Source organism: Stenotrophomonas sp. S39, from assembly GCF_016624665.1.
GTDB lineage: Bacteria > Pseudomonadota > Gammaproteobacteria > Xanthomonadales > Xanthomonadaceae > Stenotrophomonas.
The window spans coordinates 1-15,532 of sequence record NZ_JACVTT010000102.1 but is presented as its reverse complement, the minus strand read 5'-3'; the positions used below and the strand labels follow the sequence as shown (position 1 = coordinate 15,532).

General features: G+C 67.6%; 17 protein-coding genes. 6 read left to right on the top strand and 11 right to left on the bottom strand.

What is annotated here, in order from left to right; all coding sequences use genetic code 11:
* Nucleotides 1-54 precede the first annotated feature (54 nt).
* The 10 genes from IAE41_RS19345 to IAE41_RS19300 all read right to left on the bottom strand — a co-directional run bounded on the left by IAE41_RS19345 (nt 55) and on the right by IAE41_RS19300 (nt 6,992).
* Nucleotides 55-501: a DUF6491 family protein gene (locus IAE41_RS19345; RefSeq protein WP_079225178.1), complete on the bottom strand. Its 447-nt coding sequence runs from the start codon at nt 499-501 to the stop codon at nt 55-57.
* Nucleotides 502-615: 114 nt separating this feature from the next.
* Nucleotides 616-1,329: a lipoprotein-releasing ABC transporter ATP-binding protein LolD gene (gene lolD, locus IAE41_RS19340; protein ID WP_200734208.1), complete on the bottom strand. Its 714-nt coding sequence runs from the start codon at nt 1,327-1,329 to the stop codon at nt 616-618.
* On the bottom strand, nt 1,322-2,563 hold the full coding sequence (locus IAE41_RS19335) for a lipoprotein-releasing ABC transporter permease subunit (protein ID WP_079221508.1): 1,242 nt from the start codon (nt 2,561-2,563) through the stop codon (nt 1,322-1,324). The genes lolD and IAE41_RS19335 overlap by 8 nt, the downstream gene beginning before the upstream one ends.
* A 23-nt stretch (nt 2,564-2,586) precedes the next feature.
* On the bottom strand, nt 2,587-3,036 hold the full coding sequence (locus tag IAE41_RS19330; protein WP_200734207.1) for a hypothetical protein: 450 nt from the start codon (nt 3,034-3,036) through the stop codon (nt 2,587-2,589).
* A complete protein-coding gene (locus tag IAE41_RS19325; RefSeq protein WP_200734206.1) occupies nt 2,987-3,235 on the bottom strand; it encodes a succinate dehydrogenase assembly factor 2 in 249 nt (82 codons plus the stop codon). Before IAE41_RS19325 ends, IAE41_RS19330 begins: the two co-directional genes overlap by 50 nt.
* Before the next feature lie 73 nt (nt 3,236-3,308).
* Nucleotides 3,309-4,094: a succinate dehydrogenase iron-sulfur subunit gene (locus IAE41_RS19320; RefSeq protein WP_079221505.1), complete on the bottom strand. Its 786-nt coding sequence runs from the start codon at nt 4,092-4,094 to the stop codon at nt 3,309-3,311.
* 69 nt (nt 4,095-4,163) lie between these two features.
* On the bottom strand, nt 4,164-5,954 hold the full coding sequence (sdhA, locus tag IAE41_RS19315; protein WP_108749285.1) for a succinate dehydrogenase flavoprotein subunit: 1,791 nt from the start codon (nt 5,952-5,954) through the stop codon (nt 4,164-4,166).
* Nucleotides 5,955-5,985: 31 nt separating this feature from the next.
* Nucleotides 5,986-6,372 (bottom strand): succinate dehydrogenase, hydrophobic membrane anchor protein, encoded by a 387-nt coding sequence (sdhD, locus tag IAE41_RS19310; protein ID WP_079221503.1) that lies wholly within the window; start codon nt 6,370-6,372, stop codon nt 5,986-5,988.
* Nucleotides 6,369-6,761: a succinate dehydrogenase, cytochrome b556 subunit gene (gene sdhC / locus IAE41_RS19305; protein ID WP_079221502.1), complete on the bottom strand. Its 393-nt coding sequence runs from the start codon at nt 6,759-6,761 to the stop codon at nt 6,369-6,371. The genes sdhD and sdhC overlap by 4 nt, the downstream gene beginning before the upstream one ends.
* Before the next feature lie 57 nt (nt 6,762-6,818).
* A complete protein-coding gene (locus tag IAE41_RS19300; protein WP_079221501.1) occupies nt 6,819-6,992 on the bottom strand; it encodes a DUF1674 domain-containing protein in 174 nt (57 codons plus the stop codon).
* Nucleotides 6,993-7,031: 39 nt separating this feature from the next.
* Between IAE41_RS19300 and IAE41_RS19295 the strand changes: the two genes are divergently transcribed.
* Nucleotides 7,032-7,907, top strand: coding sequence for a folate-binding protein YgfZ (locus IAE41_RS19295; protein WP_200734205.1), 876 nt, complete (start codon nt 7,032-7,034; stop codon nt 7,905-7,907).
* Between the two features lie 119 nt (nt 7,908-8,026).
* Here the strand turns inward: IAE41_RS19295 and ugpC are convergent, their stop codons facing one another.
* Nucleotides 8,027-9,109, bottom strand: a complete 1,083-nt coding sequence (ugpC, locus tag IAE41_RS19290; protein WP_200734204.1) for a sn-glycerol-3-phosphate ABC transporter ATP-binding protein UgpC — start codon at nt 9,107-9,109, stop codon at nt 8,027-8,029.
* Between the two features lie 354 nt (nt 9,110-9,463).
* On the opposite strand from ugpC, the gene zwf reads away from it, so the two are divergent.
* From zwf to eda, 5 genes are all read left to right on the top strand, one after another.
* Nucleotides 9,464-10,900, top strand: coding sequence for a glucose-6-phosphate dehydrogenase (gene zwf, locus IAE41_RS19285; protein WP_108759487.1), 1,437 nt, complete (start codon nt 9,464-9,466; stop codon nt 10,898-10,900).
* On the top strand, nt 10,897-11,904 hold the full coding sequence (gene glk, locus IAE41_RS19280; RefSeq protein ID WP_200734203.1) for a glucokinase: 1,008 nt from the start codon (nt 10,897-10,899) through the stop codon (nt 11,902-11,904). The genes zwf and glk overlap by 4 nt, the downstream gene beginning before the upstream one ends.
* Complete coding sequence (gene pgl / locus IAE41_RS19275) at nt 11,901-12,623, top strand: 6-phosphogluconolactonase (protein ID WP_200734202.1); 723 nt, start codon at nt 11,901-11,903, stop codon at nt 12,621-12,623. Before glk ends, pgl begins: the two co-directional genes overlap by 4 nt.
* A gap of 57 nt (nt 12,624-12,680) precedes the next feature.
* Nucleotides 12,681-14,597, top strand: a complete 1,917-nt coding sequence (gene edd, locus IAE41_RS19270; protein WP_079221495.1) for a phosphogluconate dehydratase — start codon at nt 12,681-12,683, stop codon at nt 14,595-14,597.
* Nucleotides 14,598-14,802: 205 nt separating this feature from the next.
* Nucleotides 14,803-15,462, top strand: coding sequence for a bifunctional 4-hydroxy-2-oxoglutarate aldolase/2-dehydro-3-deoxy-phosphogluconate aldolase (gene eda, locus IAE41_RS19265; RefSeq protein ID WP_049429315.1), 660 nt, complete (start codon nt 14,803-14,805; stop codon nt 15,460-15,462).
* Nucleotides 15,463-15,532: the final 70 nt, after the last annotated feature.

Genomic DNA, 15,532 nt, shown 5'->3' with positions numbered 1-15,532 from the left:
CCCCCCCCCCCCCCCCCCCCCCCCCCCCCCCCCCCCCCCCCCCCCGCTACCCGATCAGTTCGCGGATTCCTCGCGCTCCTGCACCTGCGCCTGCCGCATTTCCTTTTCCTCTGCGCGCAGCGATTTCACATCCAGCTTGCGGATCGTTTTGATGAAACACGGCACGCGCGGGCCGCCCGTCGGGTCGCGCACTAGCACCTTGTCGAAGGGCGCGCTGACGCGCCCCATCCGGCTGGTCAGGCCGATGGCGGGTGCACTGGACAGATCCGTGCACGGCCCGGCCAGCTCCAGCAGGTAGGCTTCGCTGGGCCGGGTCCACACCGCCAGCGCGCTGTCGCCCAGCTCGGTCCAACCATTGAGCGTGCCGAAGAACTGCATGTCCTTCTGCGGCGGGCCGGCGTGTGCCCGGTACAGCTCCAGCCGGTCGGCACTGGTCAGGCCAGTGGTGGCACAGCCGGCCAGGGCCAGGCACAGGCCGGCGATCAGCAACGGGGTTTTCATGGCGATCTCCAGCGGGGAACTGCGCACATCATGCGCCCGGCCGGGCAACGCCGGCGCAACGGCCGGCGGCCCGATTCAGCCGCCGGTCGGCGATACCCGCCGGGATCCGGCGCCTCAGACGTCGGCGTGGGCCAGGGCGTGCAGCCGCCCTTCGCGCAGTTCCAGGACGCGATCCAGGCGGCGCGCCAGGCTGCGGTCATGGGTCACCAGCACCAGGCTGGTATGCCGCGCACGGTTGAGTTCCAGCATCAGCTCGAACACGGTGGCGGCGGTGCGGTCATCCAGGTTGCCGGTCGGCTCATCGCCAAGCACGCAGGCCGGGTGGTTGACCAGCGCACGCGCCACGGCGGCACGCTGGCGCTCGCCTCCGGACAGCTCGCCCGGCTTGTGATCCAGGCGATGGCCCAGGCCGACCGCTTCCAGCAGCGCGGTCGCCCGCTGGCTGGCCTCCGGCACGCCGGTACCGGCCAACATCACCGGCATCATCACGTTTTCCAGCGCGGTGAATTCCGGCAGCAGGTGGTGGAACTGGTAGACGAACCCCAGCGCCTGGTTGCGCAGCAAGCCGCGCTCGGTGTCCGACAGTGCCGACATGCGCTGGCCGGTGACGTACACCTCGCCCGCGGTCGGCACGTCCAGGCCGCCCAGCAGGTGCAGCAGGGTGCTCTTGCCGGCACCGGAGGCGCCAATGATCGCCACCGTCTCGCCGGCCGTGACCTTCAGGTCGAGGCCGTCGAACACCGGGGTCTGCATGCGGCCTTCGGCGTAGGTCTTGGCCAGCGTCTCGGCACGGATCACTTCATCGCCGCGATTGAAGACCTTATTCATAGCGCAGGGCCTCCGCCGGCTGGGTGCGTGCTGCCCGCCAGGCGGGATACAGGGTGGCCAGGAAGCTCATCAACAAGGCAACCAGGGTGATGACGACGATGTCGCGGGGCTGCATGTCGGTAGGCAGGCCGGTGATGTAGTACACGTCCTCCGGCAGCAGCTTGACGTTGAACAGCGACTCGATGGCGCCGAGGATGCGCTCCAGGTTCAAGGTCAGGGTGATGCCGCCGATCAGGCCGGCCAGCGTGCCGAAGATGCCGATCAGCGAGCCCTGCACCATGAACACCTGCATCACCCCGCCCGGGGTGAGGCCCAGCGTGCGCAGGATGGCAATGTCGGCCTGCTTGTCGGTCACCAGCATCACCTGCGATGAGACCAGGTTGAAGGCGCCCATCGCGATGATCAGCGACAGCAGGATGCCCATCACCACCTTCTCCATGCGCAGCGAGTGGTAGAGGTTGGCGTTCTGCTGGGTCCAGTCGCTCACGCGGTACGCGCCGCCGAGGTTCTGCGCCAGGTCCACGCCCACTTCCAGCGAGCGGTCCATGTCATGCAGTTTCAGGCGCACGCCGGTGGCGCCGTCCGAGCGCAGCACGCGCTCGAGGTCTTTCATGTTGGCGAAGCCGACGCCGCGGTCGACCTCGTTGTAGCCGGCCTCGAACAGGCCGCTGACCGTAAAGCGTTTCATCCGTGGCACCGCGCCGGCCGGCGTGCCCTGCACTTCGGCAAAGGTCACCAGCACCTGGTCGCCCACGTCCACGCCCAGCCACATGGCCAGCTCCTTGCCCAGCAGCACGTTGAAGCTGCCCGGCTTGAGGCTGTCATAGCTGCCCTTGGTGATCTTCTTGTCGATCACCGACACCTTCGGCTCCAGCGCCGGGTCGATGCCCTGGATGATCGCGCCCTGCACGCGCGGGCCGCTGATCATCGACTGGATCTCGATGTACGGCGCAGCACCGGCCACGCGCGGGTCCTTGTTGGCCACGTCGACCACGCGCATCCAGTCGGGCATGGGCTCGCCATCGCGGCTGATGGTGGTATGCGCGGTCATCTGCAGCAGGCGGCTGCGGATTTCCTTCTGGAAACCGCTCATCACCGCCAGGGTGGTGATCAGCACCGTGACGCCGAGCGCGATGCCCAGGATCGATGCCATCGAGATGAAGGAGATGAAGCCGTTGCGGCGCTTGGCGCGCAGATAGCGCAGGCCAATGGCCACGGGGATGGGTTTGAACATGCAGGCACGCCAGTCGATTCAGTCTATGGTGCCATCGTACGGGGTCGACGTGAAACGCTGCGTGCGGATACGGCCAGTCGCAGTTCACGTCGCTGCCGGTGGGCGAGCACGTCCGGCCAGAACAGCAGGCGCCCGCGCCGCCCTTCGCAGCGCCAGTGCAGCAGCAGCCAGGGGCCACGCACCACCAGCCGCGGCACCTCGAGATCGGCCCCATCCAGCCGCAGCGGTGCTGGCAGTGCCGGTAGTTCGAGCCGGCGCACCGGCCGGCGCAGCCGCCAGCCCAGCTGGATCAGGCCCAGCAGCCAGACGCCGGCAAGTACCGGCCAGTACCGGTCTTCGGGAAGGGCCGAGGCGCGCAGCAGCCAGGGCGCGGCCAGCAGCACCAGCGCCTGGGCGCCGGCCTGCAGCCGCGAGGGTCGCCACTCAAGCCTTGAGGGCGAGGATCTTCTGCATGAGGGGGATGGCGTGGGCATGCGGGCAGGCCTCGTAGCCCATGAACCAGCGCCACAACTTATCGTCCTCGCACTCGAGCAGGAACAGGAAAACCTCGCGCTCTTCGGTCGGCGCAGTGCTCCATTCGCTGTCCAGGTAGCGCCCGAACAGCTGGTCCAGCTCGCGCATGCCGCGGCGGCAGCGCCAGCGCAGCTTCTTCAGCAGGGTGTCTTCGTCCATCGTGTTTCTCCAGATACAGCAAAGCCACGCATGGCGTGGCTCTACTGGGGTCATGCAACAACGCGGCGCCGTATCAGGCGCGGCGTTCCATCATCAGCTTCTTGATCTCGGCGATCGCCAGCGCCGGGTTCAGGCCCTTCGGGCAGGTCCGGGCACAGTTCATGATGGTGTGGCAGCGGTACAGCTTGAACGGATCTTCCAGATCGTCCAGGCGCGCACCGGTGTCCTCATCGCGCGAGTCGATGATCCAGCGGTAGGCCTGCAGCAGGATCGCCGGACCCAGGTAACGCTCGCCGTTCCACCAGTAGCTCGGGCAGCTGGTCGAGCAGCAGGCGCACAGGATGCACTCGTACAGGCCGTCGAGCTTCTTGCGGTCTTCCGGCGACTGCAGGCGCTCGCGGTCCGGCGGTGCCGGGGTCTGGGTGCGGATCCACGGCTTGATCGACGCGTACTGCGCGTAGAAGTGGGTCAGGTCCGGAACCAGGTCCTTGACCACGCTCATGTGCGGCAGCGGGTAGATCGGCACTTCCTTCTTGCCGCAGTCCGCGATGGCGCGGGTGCAGGCCAGGGTGTTGGTGCCGTCGATGTTCATCGCGCACGAACCGCAGATACCTTCGCGGCAGGAGCGACGGAAGGTCAGAGTCGGATCGATCTCGTTCTTGATCTTGATCAGCGCGTCCAGGACCATCGGGCCGCAGGCGTCCAGATCGATCTCATAGGTATCGGTGCGCGGATTGCTGTCGTCGTCCGGACTCCAGCGGTAGATCTTGAAGGTGCGCAGGTTCTTGCCACCGCTCTTGGCGGGGAAGTGCTGGCCCTTCGTGACCTTGGAATTCTTGGGGAGTGAAAACTCGGCCATGGCTGCTCTCGTTGGCTCAGGCGGCCCGCGCCATCAAGGCGCGGATTGCATGGTAGGCGGGGGTCGCGATCAGTACACGCGCGGCTTCGGCGGCACCACGTCGACCTCGTCGGTCAGCGTGTACATGTGCACCGGACGGTAGTCGAAGCTGCACTTGCCCTTCTCGTCGACGGTGACCAGCGTGTGCTTGTGCCAGTTGACGTCGTCGCGGTCCGGGAAGTCCTCGTGCGCGTGCGCACCACGGCTTTCCTTGCGCTGTTCCGCCGAGTTGATCGTCGCCACCGCGTTCAGCAGCAGGTTGTTCAGCTCGTAGGTCTCGATCAGGTCCGAGTTCCAGACCAGCGAACGGTCGCTGACCTTCACGTCCTGGAACGAATCGAACACCTTGGCCATCTTCTCGCAGCCTTCCTTCAGCGTCTGGCTGGTACGGAAGACGGCGGCATCGGCCTGCATCGTGCGCTGCATGTTGTCACGGATGACCGAGGTCGGCGTATCGCCATTGGCATGGCGCAGCTTGTCCAGCAGGCCCAGCGCCTTGTCGCAGGCATCGGCCGGCAGCGGCTTGTGCGCAGCGCCCGGCTTGATGGTTTCGGCGCAGCGGTTGGCCACCGCACGACCGAACACCACCAGGTCGAGCAGCGAGTTCGAGCCCAGGCGGTTGGCGCCGTGCACGGACACGCAGGCCGCTTCGCCGATGGCGTACAGGCCCGGCACCACGGCATCGGGGTTGTCGCCATCCTTGCGCACGACTTCGCCGTGGAAGTTGGTCGGGATGCCGCCCATGTTGTAGTGCACGGTCGGAATGACCGGGATCGGCTGCTTGTGCACGTCGACGCCGGCGAAGATGCGGGCGCTCTCGGCGATGCCCGGCAGCTTCTCGTCGATCACGCCCGGGCCGAGGTGGGTCAGGTCGAGCAGGATGTGATCCTTGTGCTCGCCGACGCCGCGGCCTTCGCGGATCTCGATGGTCATCGAACGGGCCACCACGTCACGCGAGGCCAGATCCTTGTAGTGCGGTGCGTAGCGCTCCATGAAGCGCTCGCCGCTGCTGTTGCGCAGGATGCCGCCTTCACCGCGGACACCCTCGGTGATCAGGCAGCCGGCGCCGTAGATGCCGGTCGGGTGGAACTGCACGAACTCCATGTCCTGCATGGCGATGCCGGCGCGCATGGCCAGGCCGCCACCGTCGCCGGTGCAGGTGTGCGCCGAGGTGGCGCTGAAGTACGCACGGCCGTAGCCGCCGGTGGCCAGCACCACGCCCTGGGCGCGGAACAGGTGCAGCGTGCCGTCGGACATGTCCAGGGCCAGCACGCCACGGCACACGCCTTCGTCATCGAAGATCAGGTCGAGTGCGAAGTACTCGATCATGAAGCGCGCGTCGTGCTTGAGCGACTGCTGGTACAGGGTGTGCAGCATGGCGTGACCGGTACGGTCGGCCGCCGCGCAGGTACGCTGCGCCGCCGGGCCTTCGCCGTACTTGGTGGTCATGCCGCCGAACGGGCGCTGGTAGATCTTGCCTTCGGCGGTGCGGCTGAACGGCACGCCGTAGTGCTCGAGCTCGATGATGGCCGGGATGGCCTCACGGCACATGTACTCGATGGCGTCCTGGTCGCCCAGCCAGTCCGAGCCCTTGATGGTGTCGTAGAAGTGGTAGCGCCAATCGTCTTCGCCCATGTTGGCGAGCGCGGCGGAAATACCGCCCTGGGCAGCGACGGTGTGCGAACGGGTCGGGAAGACCTTGGTCAGGCACACGGTCTGCAGGCCCTTGGCGGCAAGGCCGAACGTGGCGCGCAGGCCGGCGCCGCCGGCGCCCACCACGACCATGTCGTACTTGTGTTCGGTGATCTTGTAAGCGGACATCTAGTCTGGATTCCTGTCTTGGTGCCTGGGCTCAGGCAACGCCGAGGGCGATGCGGCCCACCGCAAACACACTGACGATCATGCCGAGCACGGCGACGAACTTCACCGCGGTCTGCAGCACCAGGGCCAGCAGCGATTCGTGGATGTAATCTTCCAGCACGACCTGCATGCCGAGCTGTGCGTGCCAGAACATGGTGATCAGCAGGCCGATCAGCGGCACGGCATTCCACGGCTTGGCGATGGTGGCCACGGCCGTGGCGTAATCGGCGCCGGCCATGCGCACCACGAACACCAGGAACCACAGGCCCAGCACCACCAGGGCGGCGGCGGTCAGGCGCTGGTGCACGAAGTGCTCGGTGCCGGTCTTGGCCGAACCAAGGCCGCGCACGTTCTTCAGCGGGGTACGGAACTTGCTCATGCGGCACCTCCGAACAACACGTAGGCCCAGACCAGCGCGGTGATCACCAGGCTGCCGAAGACCGAGATCCAGCTGCTGCGGACGAAGGCCGGGATGCTGAAACCAACGGCGAAGTCCTGCACGACGTGGCGGATGCCATTGCACAGGTGATAGGCGAACGACCATGTCCACGCAAACAGGAACACGCGGCCATACCAGGCCCCGGCATGGCCGGTGAAGCAGTTCCACGAATCGGGGCCCATCATCAGGGCCAGCAGGCCGGCAGCGATGATGAGGGCACCCACGGACAGAAAGACGCCAGTGGCTCGATGCAGGATCGAGGTGGCCATCTGAATCTGCCAGCGATACACCTGGAGGTGCGGGGATAGGGGGCGTTGTCTGGTCGCCATTTCGCTGGGCTCGTTGTCTCGGCTGGGCGGCACGATGCCGCGTTGGCTCAATGCTGATCAGAAATCGATGCAGCGTCCGTTTTTCTCCCAATCGCCATACCGCACCGGATCAAGTCCGCCGCGGCCGCCGAATTCCTCTTCCGCCTCTGGTTTTTCCACGGGCACAGGTGCCGCGGGAACCAGCGGGGCTTCAGTTTCGTCGTCGGGAGTGGGGGTTGTTTGGCCTATCATGTTCGGTCTCGCAACGCACAAATTTTAGACCTCGTTCACGTGCCTGACAACCTTCCCCCTGCTTTCGCCGCATATCCGCGCCTGCCCGGCCACCAGTTGCTGAGCCTGCAGGGCGTGGATGCAGCCGTTTTCGCCCATGCCCAGTTCAGCAGCGACGTCACCGCCCTGCCTTTGCAGCACTGGCAATGGAGCGCGTGGCTGAGCGCCAAGGGCCGCACCCTGGCGGTGTTCCAGCTGCTGCGGCTGGCCGAGGATCACGTGATGCTGGTGCTGGCCGATGGCGATGCAGATGCGATTGCGTCGCAACTGCAGCGTTTCGTGTTCCGCCGCAAGGTGAAGCTGCAGGTGCACGCGGATCTGGCCGTGGCCGGCGCCTTCACTGCGCCGGAAGCGGCCAGTGGCGCGGCGATTGCCAGAGGTGGCGAGGCGGGCTGGGAGCTGGACCTGGGCAGCGATACCCTGCCGCGCACCCTGCGCATTGGTCCGGCTGAGGGATTTGCGGTCGGCAGCGAGGCCGAAGAAGCCGCGTTCGCGCTGGCCTGGCGCCAGGCCGACCTGCGCTTCGGCCTGCCCCGCTTGGATGAGAGCCAGCGCGAAGTGTGGACGCCGCAGCAGTTGGGCCTGGACCGGCTGAACGGCTACAGCGTGAAGAAGGGCTGCTACCCGGGCCAGGAAATCGTGGCCCGCACCCATTTCCTCGGCAAGGCCAAGCGTGCGGTACAGCTGCTGCATACCGCCGCCCCGGCACAGGCCGGCGATGGCGTGCAGCAGGACGGTGCGGCGCTGGGCAGCATTGCCAGCGTGGCCGGCGACCTGGCCCTGGCCGTGCTGCCGCTGGAAACCAGCGATGCCGAACTGCAGGTGGGCGGCGTGGCCGCGCAGCGCATGCCGCTGCTGGACGGCCTGGCGCGCTGAGGTCCGCAGCCGAGCGTGGGCTCGGCTCTACAAAATCGGGTGGGTGCGGACCTGGTGGGTGCGGACCGTTGGTCCGCACACCTTTAATGACGCCGGGCATGGCCCGGCGCTACCGCCCCTTACAGGCGCTCGCCGGTTTCGGCATTGAAGAAATGCAGGCCCTGCGGGTGGATCGCCACGCGGATGTCCTCGCCCACGCCCGGCAGCGCCTGCGGCGCCACGCGCATGGTCAGGGCATGCTTGCCGCTGCTCATGTTGACGAAGATCTCGTTGCCGACCGGCTCGATACCCTCGATGCGTGCGGTGAACGCATGCGTATCGTCGGCACCCGCCGGTTGCAGGTGCTCCGGACGCACGCCCACGGCAATCGGCTTCTGCAGCCACGCCGGGTCGATGGTGGCCTGGCCCAGCGGCGCGCGCCATTCGCCGTCGAGCACCGACACGCCTGCAGCATCGCCCTGCAGCGTGCCGCGCAGCACGTTCATCGCGGGGCTGCCGAGGAAGCCGGCCACGAACAGGTTCGCAGGGCGGTCATACAGCGCCATCGGCGTGTCGATCTGCTGGATGATGCCGTCCTTCAGCACCACGATGCGCTGGCCCAGGGTCATTGCTTCCACCTGGTCATGCGTCACGTAGATCATGGTGGTGCCCAGCTTGCGGTGCAGCTGTGCGATCTCGGTACGCACGCTGTGGCGAAGCTTGGCATCCAGGTTGGACAGCGGCTCGTCCAGCAGGAACACCGCCGGTTCGCGCACCAGCGCACGGCCCAGGGCCACGCGCTGGCGCTGGCCGCCGGACATCGCCTTGGGCAGCTTGTCCATCATCTCGGTCAGGCCCAGCGTCTGCGCCGCCTCGGCGATGCGCTTGTCGATGGTCGCCTTGTCATGGCCACGCAGCTTCAGGCCGAAGGCCAGGTTCTCGGCCACGGTCATGTGCGGGTACAGCGCATAACTCTGGAACACCATGGCGATGTCGCGGTCCTTCGGCGCCACATCGTTGACCACCCGGTCGCCGATGGTCAGCGTGCCGCCACTGATCTCCTCGAGGCCGGCCACCATCCGCAGCAGGGTCGACTTGCCACAGCCGGACGGTCCGACCAGCACCATGAGCTCGCCATCGGCGACCTCGAAGGTGGCGTCCTTCACCGCGACCTGGCCGTTGTCGTAGACCTTGCGCACACCCTGCAACTGCACTTTTGCCATATCAATCTATCCAGTCCGCCCGACGCCCGGGCTGTCATTGGGGACTGCCTCGGCCCTCCCGATGGCAGTGATGATTGCGCAGCTGCCGCATGACGGCGACCACTGCAATCGAATACAGTTGCCCATTCTGCCATGTAAACGTTTTCACGTGGCACTATCCGAACGTCGGTGCGCGCCGATCTGCTTCGACGACCAGACGAAAGGTCATCGTCGTAGTGGTTACGCATGGAACGGTCTTCCGGTTCGCCGGAAATCCGCCCCCAGCGAGCCTCGGACAGACAGTAGCGCGGATGTCCCCTGAACCCAGCCATGAAGCGATTGACAACGATGTCACCCGGATCTGAAACTCGAGCGATGCACGACACCCTCTTCCTGTTTGGTGCCACAGGTGATCTGGCCCAGCGCTACCTGTTCCCTTCGCTGCTGCGCCTGCTTGGCGACGGCCTGCTGCCGGAGGACTTCCGCATCCGTGCGCTGGCCCTGTCCGGCCATGACACCGAAGCCTTCCATGACATCCTGCGGCCGCGCCTGCAGCAGGCCATGCCGATGGCCAGCCAGGAGGACATCGCCTCCCTGCTGCGCCGCATCGACTACCGCTCGGTGGACCTGCGCGACGTCGACTCGGTCGCCGCCGCGGTGTCCGACCTGGTCGACCGCCGCTGCGTCAGCTACCTGGCCATCCCGCCGGGCCTGTACATCTCCACCTGCGAAGGCCTGGCCAAGGGCGGCGCCCTGGCAGCACCGTCGCGCCTGATGCTGGAAAAGCCGATCGGCAGCGACAGCGAAAGCGCCGAGGAGATCATCTCCACCATCGGCCAGTGGATCGACGAAGACCGCGTGTTCCGCCTGGACCATTACCTGGGCAAGGCGGCGGTGCAGAACCTGATCGCCCTGCGCTTCGGCAACACGCTGCTGGAAGCGGTGTGGAACCGCAACTACATCGAATCGGTGCACATCCTGGTGGCCGAGAGCGAAGGCGTGGACGGCCGCGATGCCTACTACGCCCGCTCCGGCGCGCTGCGCGACATGGTGCAGAGCCATATCCTGCAGCTGCTGTGCATGGTGGCGATGGAACCGCCGGCGTCGCTGGAAGCCGACCGCATCCGCGACGAGAAGGTCAAGGTGCTGCGCGCCCTGCGCCCGCTCGATGCCAAGCACGCAGCGCGTGACAGCATCCGCGGCCGCTACACCGCCGGCAGCATCAACGGCCAGCCGGCCCAGGCCTACCAGCCGCCGGAAGGCAGCGACGTGGAAACCTTCGCCGGCGTCACCGCGCACATCGACAACTGGCGCTGGAGCGGCGTGCCGTTCCACCTGGTCACCGGCAAGCGCCTGCCCGAGCGCACCACCCGCGTGGTGGTCACGCTGAAGCCGGTCACCCACTGGCTGTTCGAGCGCCCGCAGCGTGCGCAGGCCGCGCCGAACCGCCTGGTGTTCCAGCTGCAGCCGCAGGAAAACATCGAACTGGGCCTGATGAGCAGCCTGGCCGGCCCGGAATGGGGCGCGCTGGAACTGCACCCGCTGGAACTGGAACTGTCCGTGCCGACCGGCCTGCACCGCCGCATCGCCTACGAGCGCCTGTTCCTGGATGCCTTCAACGGCAACCACACCCTGTTCGTGCGCGACGACGAAGTGCGCGCGGCCTGGGCCTGGATCGACAGCGTGGCCGATGCCTGGAAGGCCGCCAACCTGCCGCTGGAACCCTACCCGGCCGGCCAGTGGGGCCCGGACAACGCCACCGACTTCCTGCCGCAGGGCGTTGACGCCCCGGACAGCGGAGCATCGGCATGAGTGTCGGCAGCCAGCCCGTGCTGGTCGCCGACATCGGCGGCACCAACGCCCGCTTCGCCCTCGCCGACACCTCGCTGGACGCGCCCCTGCAGAAGGACAGCATCCGCGAATACGCGGTGGCTGAGTTCCCCTCGCTGGGTGATGCCGCACGCCACTACCTGGAACAGGCCGGCGCCACTGCGCGCCGCGGCGTGTTCGCGGTGGCCGGCCGCGTGGACGGTGACGAAGCACGTATCACCAACCACCCGTGGGTGATCTCGCGCAGCCGCACCGCGACCATGCTCGGCTTCGACGAACTGCACCTGATCAACGACTTCGCCGCACAGGCGATGGCCGTGGCCCTGCTGCAGCCGCATGACGTGATCCAGATCGGCGGCGCGCACTGGACCCCGGCCGCACCGGGCGAATCGCGCAACTACGGCGTGATCGGTCCGGGCACCGGCCTCGGTGTCGGCGGCCTGATCGTGCGCCACGGCCGCAGCTATCCACTGGAAACCGAAGGCGGCCACGTCAGCTTCCCGCCGGGCACGCCGGAGGAGATCCGCATCCTGGAGATCCTGTCCGAGCAGTTCGGCCGCGTCTCCAACGAACGCCTGATCTGCGGCCCCGGCCTGGTCAACATCCATCGCGCCGTGTGCGAGATGGCCGGTTTCGATCCGGGCCAGCTGCAGCCGGCCGACGTCACCGCGCGTGCCGCGCTGGGTGACCCGCAGGCGATGCGCACGGTGGACGTGTTCTGCGCCGTGTTCGGTGCCATCGCAGGTGACCTGGTGCTGGTGCAGGGCGCGTGGGACGGCGTGTTCCTGACCGGTGGCCTGGTGCCGAAGATGCTCGATTCGCTGCAGCATTCCGGTTTCCGCCAGCGCTTCGAACACAAGGGCCGGTTCTCTTCGATCATGGCGCGGGTGCCGTCGCTGGCGATCATGCACCCCTGCCCCGGGCTGCTGGGCGCCGCCGCCTATGCCGCCGACGCCGAACGTGACGCTACAGGAGTTGCCGCATGAGCCCGACCTTCCACGACGACCGCATCGACTTCATCAGCCACGGCGATGCCGATGGCTGGATCGAAGCCGTGGCCGCCGAAATGGCCCAGGCCATCAACCACGACATCAACGAAGTCGGCCGCGCCCGCATCCTGCTCTCCGGCGGGACCACGCCGGCGCCGGTGTACCAGGCGCTGGCCGAGCTGGACGTACATTGGGACCGGGTGGAAGTGAGCCTGGCCGATGAGCGCTGGCTCTCGCCGCAGGATCGTGACAGCAATGCCTGGCTGGTGCGCGAGCATCTGCTCAAGCGTGCCGAAGGGGCGCACTTCGATCCGCTGGTGCGCGTCGGCAAGCCGCTGGCCGAATGCGTGTACACCGCCAACCTGCAGGCCCAGCACAGCCAGGCGCCGAGCGTGGTCGCCCTGGGCATGGGCAACGATGGCCACACCGCCTCGCTGTTCCCGGGTTCGAAGGACCTGGCCCGCGCCCTGGAAAGCACCCTGCCCTATGCCGCGCTGGATGCCACCGGCTGCCCTGGCGCCAACCAGTGGCCGCTGCGCATCACCCTGACCCCGCGTGGCCTGGGCCAGTGCCGCCAGCGCCTGCTGCTGCTGCGCGGCAAGCAGAAGCTGCAGGTGCTGCGCCAGGCGCTGGACAGCAACGACGCACAGCTGTACCCGATCCTCAATGCAATCAACCTGGACGGCGCGCGCCTGCGCGTGCACTGGGCTGATTGACGTCGGCGGCGGCGCCCGCCGCCGCCAGCCTCTCGCCACCTTGAACGCTGGTAGCCAATGAGCCTCCATCCGCAACTGCAAGCCATCACCGATCGCATCATCGCCCGCAGCGCTGCTTCGCGCGCCGCCTACCTGGCCGCGATCGACGCCGCCCTGCGCGATGGCCCGTTCCGCAGCCGCCTGAGCTGCGGCAACCTCGCCCACGGCTTCGCCGCCTGTGGCACCACCGACAAGAGCCGGCTGCGCGGCGGCGTGACCCCGAACCTGGGCATCATCACCGCCTACAACGACATGCTGTCGGCGCACCAGCCGTTCGAGACCTACCCGGAGCAGATCCGTGCGGTCGCCCGCGAACTCGGCGCCACCGCCCAGGTGGCCGGCGCGGTGCCGGCGATGTGCGACGGCGTGACCCAGGGCCGCGGCGGCATGGAACTGTCACTGTTCTCGCGTGATGTGATCGCGCAGGCCACGGCCATCGGCCTCAGCCACGACATGTTCGACACCACCATCCACCTCGGCGTGTGCGACAAGATCGTGCCGGGCCTGCTGATCGGCGCACTGGCGTTCGGCCACCTGCCGGCGGTGTTCGTGCCGGCCGGCCCGATGACCCCGGGCATTCCCAACAAGCAGAAGGCCGAAGTGCGCGAGCGCTACGCGGCCGGCGAAGCCACCCGCGAGGAACTGCTGGAAGCCGAGTCTGCCTCGTACCATGGCGTCGGCACCTGCACCTTCTACGGCACCGCCAATTCCAACCAGGTGCTGCTGGAAGCGATGGGCGTGCAGCTGCCGGGCGCCTCCTTCGTCAACCCGGATACGCCGCTGCGCGATGCGCTGACCCGCGAAGCCACCGAGCGTGCGCTGGACATCACCGCGCTGGGCGATGATTTCCGCCCGCTGGGCCGCATCATCGACGAGCGCGCGATCATCAACGCGGTCATCGCGCTGATGGCCACCGGCGGTTCGACCAACCACACCATCCACTGGATTGCCGTGGCCCGCGCCGCCGGCATCGTGCTGACCTGGGACGATTTCGACGAACTGTCGCAGCTGATTCCGCTGCTGGCCCGCGTCTATCCGAACGGCGAGGCCGACGTGAACCGCTTCGCCGCTGCTGGTGGCCCGGCGTTCGTGTTCGGCGAGCTGATCAAGGCCGGCCTGATGCACGGTGACCTGGTCAGCGTGGCCCGTGGCGGCATGGCCGACTACGCGCGCGAACCGCAGCTGCGCGACGGCAAGCTGGTCTACCTGCCGGGCCTGGAACGCAGCGCCGATGAAGAAGTGGTGCGCAGCGTCGACAACCCGTTCGAAAGCCAGGGCGGCCTGCGCCTGCTGCGCGGCAACCTGGGCAAGTCGCTGATCAAGCTGTCGGCGGTGAAGCCGCAGTACCGCACCATTGAAGCGCCGGCCGTGGTGGTCGATGCGCCGCAGGTGCTGAACAAGCTGCACGCCGGTGGCCTGCTGCCCGAGCATTTCGTGGCGGTGGTGCGTTACCAGGGCCCGCGTGCGAACGGCATGCCGGAACTGCATTCGCTGGCGCCGCTGCTGGGCCTGCTGCAGAACCAGGGCCGTCGCGTGGCGCTGGTCACCGATGGTCGCCTGTCCGGTGCGTCGGGCAAGATCCCGGCGGCGATCCACGTGACGCCGGAAGCGGCGCGCGGTGGCCCGCTGGCCAAGGTGCGCGAGGGCGACATGATCCGCCTGGACGGTGAAGCCGGCACGCTGGAAGTGCTGGTGGATGCGGCCGAGTGGGCGGCACGGTCGCTGGCGCCGAACACGGCACCGGCAGCGCACGATCTGGGCCGCAACCTGTTCGCGATCAATCGCCGCGTGGTGGGTCCGGCGGACCAGGGGGCGATTTCGATTTCGTGCGGGCCGGCGGCGGCTGATGGTGGGCCGTGGGATTACGATTCGGAATATGAGCTGGGGCATGATGCCGCGGCGGCGGCGGCGCCGCATGAGGCAAAAGACGCCTGAAGCGAAACGCCGCGGCAGGCTTCCCGGCTTGGGCAGTAGAGCGCCCTGGCCGGGACACGCCGTAAACCCATCCATGGGGGCTCGGTCGCGGCATCCATGCCGCTCACGGTCCCGGCCAGGGCGCTCTACTGCCCTTGGACAATTCCCGGCGCGTCATTTGCGCTGCGGCCACTGAATCAAGAAGAGCAAAGGCAAGGGCAAAAGCATGGGTATCGAACAACATCAGGTGAAGGCGGCGGAACTGCTGCATGCGGCGGGCATTCTGCCGGTGGTGACGATTCATACGCTGGACCAGGCGCGTGCGGTGAGTGCGGCGCTGCTGGAAGGTGGGCTGCCGGCCATCGAGCTGACGCTGCGTACGCCGGTGGCGATGGAAGCGCTGGCGATGCTCAAGCGCGAGCTGCCCGATGTGGTGGTGGGCGCGGGCACGGTGCTGACCGTGGAGCAGATGCAGCAGTCCATCGATGCGGGTGCGGATTTCCTGGTGACGCCGGGTACGCCGCCGGCGCTGGCCGATGCGCTGGCGGCGGCGCCGCTGCCGGTGGTGCCGGGTGCGGCCACGCCGACCGAGCTGCTGTCGCTCTACGCGCGCGGCTTCCGTGTCTGCAAGCTGTTCCCGGCCACGGCCGTGGGTGGCCTGGCGATGATCAAGGGCCTGGCTGGTCCGGTTGCCGACCTGAAGCTGTGCCCGACCGGTGGCATCACCGAAAACACCGCCGCCGAATACCTCGAACAGAAGAACGTGGTCTGCATCGGTGGTTCGTGGATGGTGCCGGGCAACTGGATCGCCGACGGCGAGTGGGACAAGGTGCGCGCCAGCGCCGCCGACGCCGCGAAGATCATCAAGCGCGTCCGCGGCCACTAAGCCCGGTACAGGCGTAGAGCCCCGCCCCCCCACCGCACCCCCCCCCCGGGCCCGGAAAAACACCCCCCCA

What these genes read in the sequence shown, in the direction of transcription:
- IAE41_RS19345 (WP_079225178.1), bottom strand. Translation starts at nt 501, where the DNA reads ATGAAAACCCCGTTGCTGATCGCCGGCCTGTGCCTGGCCCTGGCCGGC.
- lolD (WP_200734208.1), bottom strand. Translation starts at nt 1,329, where the DNA reads ATGAATAAGGTCTTCAATCGCGGCGATGAAGTGATCCGTGCCGAGACG.
- IAE41_RS19335 (WP_079221508.1), bottom strand. Translation starts at nt 2,563, where the DNA reads ATGTTCAAACCCATCCCCGTGGCCATTGGCCTGCGCTATCTGCGCGCC.
- IAE41_RS19330 (WP_200734207.1), bottom strand. Translation starts at nt 3,036, where the DNA reads ATGCCCACGCCATCCCCCTCATGCAGAAGATCCTCGCCCTCAAGGCTT.
- IAE41_RS19325 (WP_200734206.1), bottom strand. Translation starts at nt 3,235, where the DNA reads ATGGACGAAGACACCCTGCTGAAGAAGCTGCGCTGGCGCTGCCGCCGC.
- IAE41_RS19320 (WP_079221505.1), bottom strand. Translation starts at nt 4,094, where the DNA reads ATGGCCGAGTTTTCACTCCCCAAGAATTCCAAGGTCACGAAGGGCCAG.
- sdhA (WP_108749285.1), bottom strand. Translation starts at nt 5,954, where the DNA reads ATGTCCGCTTACAAGATCACCGAACACAAGTACGACATGGTCGTGGTG.
- sdhD (WP_079221503.1), bottom strand. Translation starts at nt 6,372, where the DNA reads ATGAGCAAGTTCCGTACCCCGCTGAAGAACGTGCGCGGCCTTGGTTCG.
- sdhC (WP_079221502.1), bottom strand. Translation starts at nt 6,761, where the DNA reads ATGGCGACCAGACAACGCCCCCTATCCCCGCACCTCCAGGTGTATCGC.
- IAE41_RS19300 (WP_079221501.1), bottom strand. Translation starts at nt 6,992, where the DNA reads ATGATAGGCCAAACAACCCCCACTCCCGACGACGAAACTGAAGCCCCG.
- ugpC (WP_200734204.1), bottom strand. Translation starts at nt 9,109, where the DNA reads ATGGCAAAAGTGCAGTTGCAGGGTGTGCGCAAGGTCTACGACAACGGC.
- zwf (WP_108759487.1), top strand. Translation starts at nt 9,464, where the DNA reads ATGCACGACACCCTCTTCCTGTTTGGTGCCACAGGTGATCTGGCCCAG.
- glk (WP_200734203.1), top strand. Translation starts at nt 10,897, where the DNA reads ATGAGTGTCGGCAGCCAGCCCGTGCTGGTCGCCGACATCGGCGGCACC.
- pgl (WP_200734202.1), top strand. Translation starts at nt 11,901, where the DNA reads ATGAGCCCGACCTTCCACGACGACCGCATCGACTTCATCAGCCACGGC.
- edd (WP_079221495.1), top strand. Translation starts at nt 12,681, where the DNA reads ATGAGCCTCCATCCGCAACTGCAAGCCATCACCGATCGCATCATCGCC.
- eda (WP_049429315.1), top strand. Translation starts at nt 14,803, where the DNA reads ATGGGTATCGAACAACATCAGGTGAAGGCGGCGGAACTGCTGCATGCG.